The 7,019-nt window shown below is 73.4% G+C and carries 7 protein-coding genes; 2 read left to right on the top strand and 5 right to left on the bottom strand.

Annotated elements, in window-relative coordinates:
- A partial coding sequence (locus IQ279_RS13160; RefSeq protein WP_206348710.1) for a molybdenum cofactor biosynthesis protein MoaE occupies positions 1–455 on the bottom strand: 455 nt, incomplete at its 3' end.
- Between the two features lie 83 nt (positions 456–538).
- Complete coding sequence (locus IQ279_RS13155) at positions 539–1,648, bottom strand: SDR family oxidoreductase (RefSeq protein WP_206348709.1); 1,110 nt, start codon at positions 1,646–1,648, stop codon at positions 539–541.
- Between the two features lie 146 nt (positions 1,649–1,794).
- Here IQ279_RS13155 and IQ279_RS13150 point away from each other — a divergent pair, with 146 nt between their 5' ends.
- Together IQ279_RS13150 and IQ279_RS13145 are read left to right on the top strand one after the other, a co-directional pair.
- Positions 1,795–3,279, top strand: a complete 1,485-nt coding sequence (locus IQ279_RS13150) for a zinc-dependent metalloprotease (RefSeq protein ID WP_206348708.1) — start codon at positions 1,795–1,797, stop codon at positions 3,277–3,279.
- Entirely contained in the window at positions 3,276–3,803 is a 528-nt protein-coding gene (locus tag IQ279_RS13145; protein ID WP_206348707.1) for an NUDIX hydrolase, read from the top strand. The genes IQ279_RS13150 and IQ279_RS13145 overlap by 4 nt, the downstream gene beginning before the upstream one ends.
- A 65-nt stretch (positions 3,804–3,868) precedes the next feature.
- Here IQ279_RS13145 and IQ279_RS13140 read toward each other — a convergent pair whose 3' ends face one another.
- The 3 genes from IQ279_RS13140 to IQ279_RS13130 are packed head-to-tail and all read right to left on the bottom strand — an operon-like array spanning position 3,869 to position 6,961.
- Positions 3,869–4,621, bottom strand: coding sequence for an AIM24 family protein (locus tag IQ279_RS13140; protein WP_206348706.1), 753 nt, complete (start codon positions 4,619–4,621; stop codon positions 3,869–3,871).
- A gap of 16 nt (positions 4,622–4,637) precedes the next feature.
- Positions 4,638–5,330 carry an AIM24 family protein gene (locus IQ279_RS13135; protein ID WP_206348705.1) on the bottom strand — a complete coding sequence of 231 codons (693 nt, stop codon included), beginning with the start codon at positions 5,328–5,330 and terminating at the stop codon, positions 4,638–4,640.
- An 11-nt stretch (positions 5,331–5,341) separates the two neighbouring features.
- A complete protein-coding gene (locus IQ279_RS13130; RefSeq protein WP_206348704.1) occupies positions 5,342–6,961 on the bottom strand; it encodes a TerD family protein in 1,620 nt (539 codons plus the stop codon).
- Positions 6,962–7,019 lie beyond the last annotated feature (58 nt).

The raw sequence follows: 7,019 nt of genomic DNA, 5'->3' as shown, positions 1-7,019 counted from the left end.
GCCCCCACCCACTCCTCGGTGCCGTCGGCGAAGGTCTGGTGCTTCCAGATCGGCACCCGGTGCTTCAGGTCGTCGATCAGGCGGCGGCACGCCTCGAACGCCTCGGCGCGGTGCGCGCAGGAGACGGCGACGACCACGGCCAGATCGCCGACCGACAGGTCCCCCACACGGTGGACCGCGGCGAGCGCCCGTACGGGGAAGTCGGCCGCGACCTCCTTCGCGACCCGGCGGAGCTCGGCCTCGGCCGTGGGGTGGCAGGAGTAGCCGAGCCCGGTCACCCCCGTGCCCCCGTCGTGGTCGCGCACGGTGCCCGCGAACAGCGCGGTGCCTCCCGCCGAGGCGTCGCCGACGGCCTTGAGGACCTCGTCCACGGAGAGCGGGGTGTCGCGGATCGCCAGGAGGCGGACCGGGTCGGGCGCCGCCCGCTCCCCGGGGTGGTCGTACGTCTGTGCCATGGGGCCATGGTGCCGTACGGGCGCGGGAGCACGGCGGCGGCCCGCCGACACCCCGGTGCCGCCCTCCGGTGCCGCGCCCGTCGTCACACCCGGCGGCGGGCCTTGCGAGCGCGCCTGACCAGGGCCGCTGTGCCCACCAGGGCGACGGTCGCGCCCGCGGCGCCGAGCGTGGTGGCGTCCTTGCGGCCCAGGCGGCGGCCCGCGACCGCGTGGCGCCCGGCCGCCTCCTCCAGCAGCGCGGCCAGCACCTCCTCGTTGGTCCACTTCGGCCGCCAGCCCGCCTCGTGCAGCCGGGAGCCGCTGACCACCCAGGGGTGCATGGTGTACGCCAGGTCGCCGGCCGGGGAGGGCGTCAGCCCCAGGCGGTGGAGCCGGGAGGCGGCGCCGAGCGCGACGGCGGAGGGCAGCTCCATGCGGCGGATGCCGGACAGCTCCTCGACCTCCTCCTGCTCCAGCCAGCCGTCGCAGCCGACCGCCAGTTCGCCCTCCACCTTCTCCAGCGCCGCGTACTCCAGGGCGCCGGCCAGGTCCTCGACGTGGCAGAACTGCCAGCAGGGCCGGGAGCCGGCCACGACCAGCAGGCGCGGGGACTCGAAGTAGCGGGTCAGGGCGGTGTCGGTGCCGCCGACCAGGACGGTGGGGCGTACGACCGTGACGTTCAGTCCCGGATGCGCGCGCGGGGCGCGCCGGGCGAGGCGTTCGATCTCAAGCAGGTCGCCCACCCCGGTGGCCTCGGCGGTCGCCCGCAGCTCGGCGTCCTCGGCCAGCGGCACGTCGTTGTCGGGCAGGGCCCCGTAGACCATCGCCGAGGTGCACAGCACCACCCGGCGCACGCCCGCGGCGGCGGCCGCGGTCAGCACGGTCTGGGTGCCGCGCACGTTGTAGGCGGTGCGTGCGGCGGGGTCGGTCTCCAGATCCAGGTCCAGGGCGAGGTGGACCACGGTGTCCACCGGCTCGCCGTCACCGCGCAACCGGTCGGCGATGGCCGGGTCCCGCACGTCCAGGACGTGCCACTGCGCGTCGTCCACCACTCCGCGGCGCTCGTCGAGCGCGACGACCCGGCCCACGTCCGGGGAGGCGACCAGCCGCTCGGTGAGCAGCGCGCCGACCCCCGTTGCGGCTCCGGTGACCGCGACGACGGGCCCTGCGGCTCCGTTACGCGGACCGCGAACGTTTGGCTCCTGGGAACTCACCCGGTGTCTCCCGCGGTTGTCTGTGGGTACGACGTGCGCAGGCTCCATCCTGCACGAGAGGTGTCTAGGCTGGACGTAGAGCCCGCCACATCGCACACCATCCCACCGACGTCCCACCGTCCCATCCACCAGAGCCGAGGAACCCCGTGAGTGACATCCCATTCGGATTCGGCATGCCGCCCGAGGAGCCCGAGGAGGGCGACGACGGACGGAAGAAGGGCGACAAGGGCGGTCAGGGCGACCGGGGCGGCCCGCAGAACCCCTTCGGGTTCGGCGGCGCGGGCGGCGCCGACAACCCGCTCGCGGCGATGTTCGGATCCCTGGGCGGCGGCCCCGGCGGATTCGACCCGAACGACCTGGGCGCCGCGTTCCAGCGGCTCGGCCAGATGCTCAGCTACGAGGGCGGGCCGGTCAACTGGGACATGGCCAAGGACATCGCCCGGCAGACCGTCGCCGCGGGCACCCCGGACGGCACCAAGGACGCCAGCGTCGGCCCGCGGGAGCGCGAGGCGGTGGAGGAGGCCGTGCGCCTGGCCGACCTGTGGCTGGACGGCGTGACCTCGCTGCCCTCCGGTTCCGGTTCGGCCCTCGCCTGGAGCCGCGCCGAGTGGGTGGAGGCCACCCTCCCGGTGTGGAAGGACCTGGTGGACCCGGTCGCCGAGCGGGTCGGGGCGGCCATGGGCGACGTGCTCCCCCAGGAGATGCAGGCCATGGCCGGCCCGCTGCTGGGGATGATGCGCTCCATGGGCGGTGCGATGTTCGGCACCCAGATCGGCCACGCGCTGGGCGTGCTGGCCGGCGAGGTGGTGGGCTCCACCGACATCGGGCTGCCGCTGGGGCCGAAGGGCCGGGCGGCGCTGCTGCCGGCCAACATCGCGGCCTTCGGCGAGGGCCTGGGCGTGCCCCTGGAGGAGGTGCGGCTCTACCTGGCGCTGCGCGAGGCGGCGCACCAGCGGCTGTTCGCCCATGTCCCGTGGCTGCGCTCGCACCTGTTCGGCGCGGTCGAGGGGTACGCGCGCGGGATCAAGGTGGACACGGCCAAGCTGGAGGACGTCGTCGGGCAGCTCGACCCCTCACGTCCCGAGGAGCTGCAGGAGGCGCTGCAGCAGGGCATGTTCCAGCCCGAGGACACCCCCGAGCAGAAGGCGGCCCTGGCCCGGCTGGAGACGGCGCTGGCACTGGTCGAGGGCTGGGTGGACGCGGTGGTGCACGCCGCGGCCGAGCCCCATCTGCCCTCCGCCTCCGCCCTGCGCGAGACGCTGCGGCGCCGCCGCGCCGGCGGCGGTCCGGCCGAGCAGACCTTCGCCACGCTGATCGGCCTGGAGCTGCGGCCCCGGCGGCTGCGCGACGCCTCCCGGCTGTGGGCCTCGCTCACCGACGCCCGCGGGGTGGACGGGCGCGACGGGCTGTGGGCGCACCCGGACATGCTGCCGACCGCCGAGGACCTCGACGACCCGGACGGCTTCGTCCACCGCGAGCAGCTGGACTTCTCCGAACTGGAGGGGTTGCTGGGCAAGGAGTCCGGTGCGGAGGGCGGCGCCGAAGGCGTGCGCGGCCCGGAACCGGAGGACAAGGACGAGCGCGAGGACGGCGGGAACGAGCGCGGGGACGATCACGGCGGCGCCCGGTGAGCCTGCACGAGGACGCGGCGCGGACGCTCAAGGAGTGGTCCGCGCCGGACGGCGCTCAGGAGGCGCTGCGCCTGGCGTACTGCGACCATCTGGCCGCCCGCCCGGACGGCGTGTGGCGGTCCTGCGCGGACGGGCACATAACGGCGAGCGCGCTGGTGGTGGATCCGCGGCGCGGACGCGTCCTGCTGACGCACCACCGCAAGCTGAGGATGTGGCTCCAGACGGGCGGGCACTGCGAGCCCGGTGACACCGTCCTCGCCGGAGCCGCCCTGCGGGAGGCCGCCGAGGAGTCGGGCATCGCGGGGCTCACCCTGCTGCCGGGCGGGCCCGTACGGCTGGACCGGCACCACACGCCGTGCGCCTGGCACCTGGACGTGCAGTACGCCGCCCTGGCGCCCGAGGGCGCGGCCGAGGAGATCAGCGAGGAGTCGCTGGAGCTGCGCTGGCTCGGCTGGGACGAGGTGGCGGACGTGGCCGACGACTCCGTCGTACGGCTGGCCGAGCGCACTCGCGCACTGCTCTGACACCGGGGCGCGCGGGCGGTCCTCCTGAGGGGGCCCGCCCGCGCGCCCCGGTGTCCTCCGGCCGGTCAGTTGGTCCAGATGTTGCCCTGGTTCTGGCCGCGTGCGCCGTGCTGGCCCATGCCGTACTGCGCGCCCGGACCGGCCGCCGCGTTCTGCGGCGGCAGCAGCTCGCTGGGCTGGACGAGGGCGAAGCCCTCGCCCATGAAGTTCAGCTCCCAGCCCTCCCCCGTGCTGCCGCGCCGGCGGAACACGCTCTGGGAACTGGTCTGGGCCTGCATCTGCACCCGCAGCGAGCTGGACCAGGCGACCACCGCGTCGGAGTCGGCGCTGACGTACCGCTCCGGGGTGACCTGGAGCGCCAGTGGCTGGCCGGAGGTCATCAGCGCGACCTTGCCGCGCCCGGTGATGTTGAGGTTGTACGCGCCGGAGCCGGAGATCCCGAACTGGCTGTCCACGGCGATCACCTCCCAGTGCAGGGACGAGTCCAGCGCCAGCACGTAGGCGCTGTCGACCGTCAGGCCCTCGGAGTCCACGTCCATGATGTGGATGTACTGGGCGAGGTTGGCCAGGTAGACCGTGCCCTGCCCGGAGCAGCGCATCAGTTCCAGGTTCTCGCCGGTCCGGGACCGCCTGCGGCGCTGCTCGCCGCTCTGGTACTCACCGTCGAACTCCATCAGACCCTGGTAGGCGACCATCGCGCCCTTGCGGGCGAGCACATCGTCCTGGCCGCCGAGCAGGACCCGCAGAAGCTGCGGGTTCTGCAGGGCGTAGCGGTCCTGGCTCTGCACCTCGGTGTGGCCGAAAAGCGGACTCTGCATGGTTCTTCCTTCCCCCTCAGCCCCGGACGCGCAGGCGGTCGGTACTGTCCTCGCTGGGCTGTACGACGACGAACCCCCGGCCGGAGAAGGCGATCTGGTACGCCTCGCCACTGCCCCGGCCGATCAGTGCGCCCGCCTTCATGCTCCGCTTGCCCTTCATCTTCAGCCCCGAGGACCAGGCCACCAGTGCGTCGGGGTCGACGTACGTCTCGTCCTCGCCGCGTCCGCAGTCCACGACCACGGGAGTGCCGCGGGAGGTGAGGGCGACCCAGCCGGTGCCGGATATCCCGACGTTGAACATGCCCTGCCCGGAGAACTTCGCCAGGCCCTTGACGCGCTCGACGCCCCACTGGAGATGGGCGTCGAAGGCGAGGAGGTTGGTGCCGTTGACGGACATCGCCTCGTTGTCGAGGTTCAGGCAGACGACGTCGGCGCCGTAGTCGGCCAGGTAGAGCAGTCCGTCGCCGCTGCACTTCATCAGTGGGGCGCCCTCTCCGGTGAGCCACTGGGAGGCGGCCTGCCGGACGGCCGGCGGATTGGCCTCGTACTGGACGAAGCCCTCGTAGGCGACCATCGAGCCGGAACGGGCGAAGACGTCCTGGCCGCCGGTCATGGCGATCTTCACCATGTGCGAGCCGTGGTTCTCCATGCGGGCGGCGGGCGGGGCCGGGGCGTAGCCCGAGACCCCCGGGATCGCTGTGTGGTCCATGACGGGCTCCCTCAGACCTCGTAGGGCTGGACGACGATGAAGTTGCCGGGCGCGCCGCGGAACTGGAGGTTCACGGTCTCCCCGCTGTGGCCCGGGTAGGCGTTGCGGCGCAGCCGCACCTGGCTGGAGATGATCACCTGGGCGCCGGCGGACCAGGCGACTACGGCCTGGCTGTCGGCGAAGGTCGTCGGGGTGACGGGCAGGACGACCGGGGTGCCTTGCGTCTTGACCACGACGGTGCCGGTGCCCTGGAACTGCATGGTGAACAGTGCGCCGCCGGGGATGCCGTGGCCGTCGATCCGGCGCACCTCGTACTGGAGGGTCTCGTCGAAGGCGAGCACGTTGTCGGCGGAGACGCAGACGGCGTCGCCCTGGAGCTCGATGGGGTGGACGTGCGCGGCGTTCTCGGCGAAGAACACCTGGCCGCGGCCGGTGCAGCGCATGAGCTGCATCTCCTGGCCGGTGGCGTTGCCGATGATCCGGCCGGCGAATCCGGCGCCCTTGTAGGAGAAGTCGACCTTGCCCTGGTAGAGCACCATGCTGCCCTGGCGCGCGAGGACGCCCTGGCCGTCGTGGGAGAGGTCGGCGCGGATCAGCGCCGGGTTCTGCAGGGTCCAGCGCTGCCCGGTGGGCGCCTCCCGGTACTTCTCCAGCGCGGCGCCGATACCGGCCGCCGGTCCCTGGGGTATCTGGGGCATCTGGGGTGCCTGCGGGGCGCCGGGGTGACCGGGGGCCTGTCCGAAGGGCTGCTGCGGAGCCGGCGGCTGCCCGAAGGGGTTGGGCAGGGCCTGGCCCGGGGCTGTGGGCGCCGGGGGTACCGGGGCGGACGGGGGCGCAACGGGCGGGGCCGCCTGTCCCGGGAAACCCGGCTGGGCGGGCCCGCCTCCGTGGGAGGGTCCGGCGGGCTGCGCCGGCTGCCCGAAGGGCGGCTGGGCGGGAACGGGGGCCGCCGGGGGCGGGGGTGCCTGCTGCGGTGCCGGTGCGGGCGGGTGTGCCTGCTGCGCGGGAGCGGGGGGCGCCGGGGGCGCGAAGCCGGGCGCCGGTCCGGCGGGCGGCGCGAAACCGGGCGCCGCCTGCGGAGCCGGCGCGGGAGCGGGCTCCTCCTCCAGCACTTCGCCGCCGAAGTGCTTCAGCAGCGCCTCCAGCCCTCCGTCGAAGCCCTGCCCGACCGCCGCGAAGCGCCAGACGTCCTTGAGGTAGAAGTCGCCGAGCATCACGGCCCGCTCGGTGGTGAACTCCGAACCGTCGAACGAGTAGCGCGCGACCTCCTCACCGCCCGCTACGATCCGCAGATAGCCGGGATCGGTCCGGGACATCTGCCCGTCGCCGTCGATCGTGGCGGTGAAGGAAATCTTCTGGACATTCGTGGGAATGCGGTCCAGCGTCACTCTGAAGGATTCGGTGTCGCCCGCCTGGGCGCCCAGCAGCCGGATCGCCCCCTCCGGCGACTCTGGCTGGTTGAAGAAGACGAAGTAGCGGTCGTCCGACAGCCTCTCGTCGGCGTCGAGACCGAAGCAGCTGATGTCGAAGGACAGCCCCGGCGCGGAGATCCGTACGCCCACGTACAGGTCCGTCCCGGCCGTCAGATCGCTGATCTTGGCCTTGTGGCCTCGTTGGAATTCCCTGGCCATGCGTAACGACCGTCCCCCATCCGAAGCGGTGAATTGCGTTGCGCCAGGCTAACCGGTA

The organism is Streptomyces verrucosisporus, assembly GCF_017114865.1.
Taxonomy (GTDB): domain Bacteria; phylum Actinomycetota; class Actinomycetes; order Streptomycetales; family Streptomycetaceae; genus Streptomyces; species Streptomyces fenghuangensis.
The sequence above is the reverse complement of the archived record's forward strand: the minus strand, read 5'-3'. Positions and strand labels throughout refer to the sequence as shown.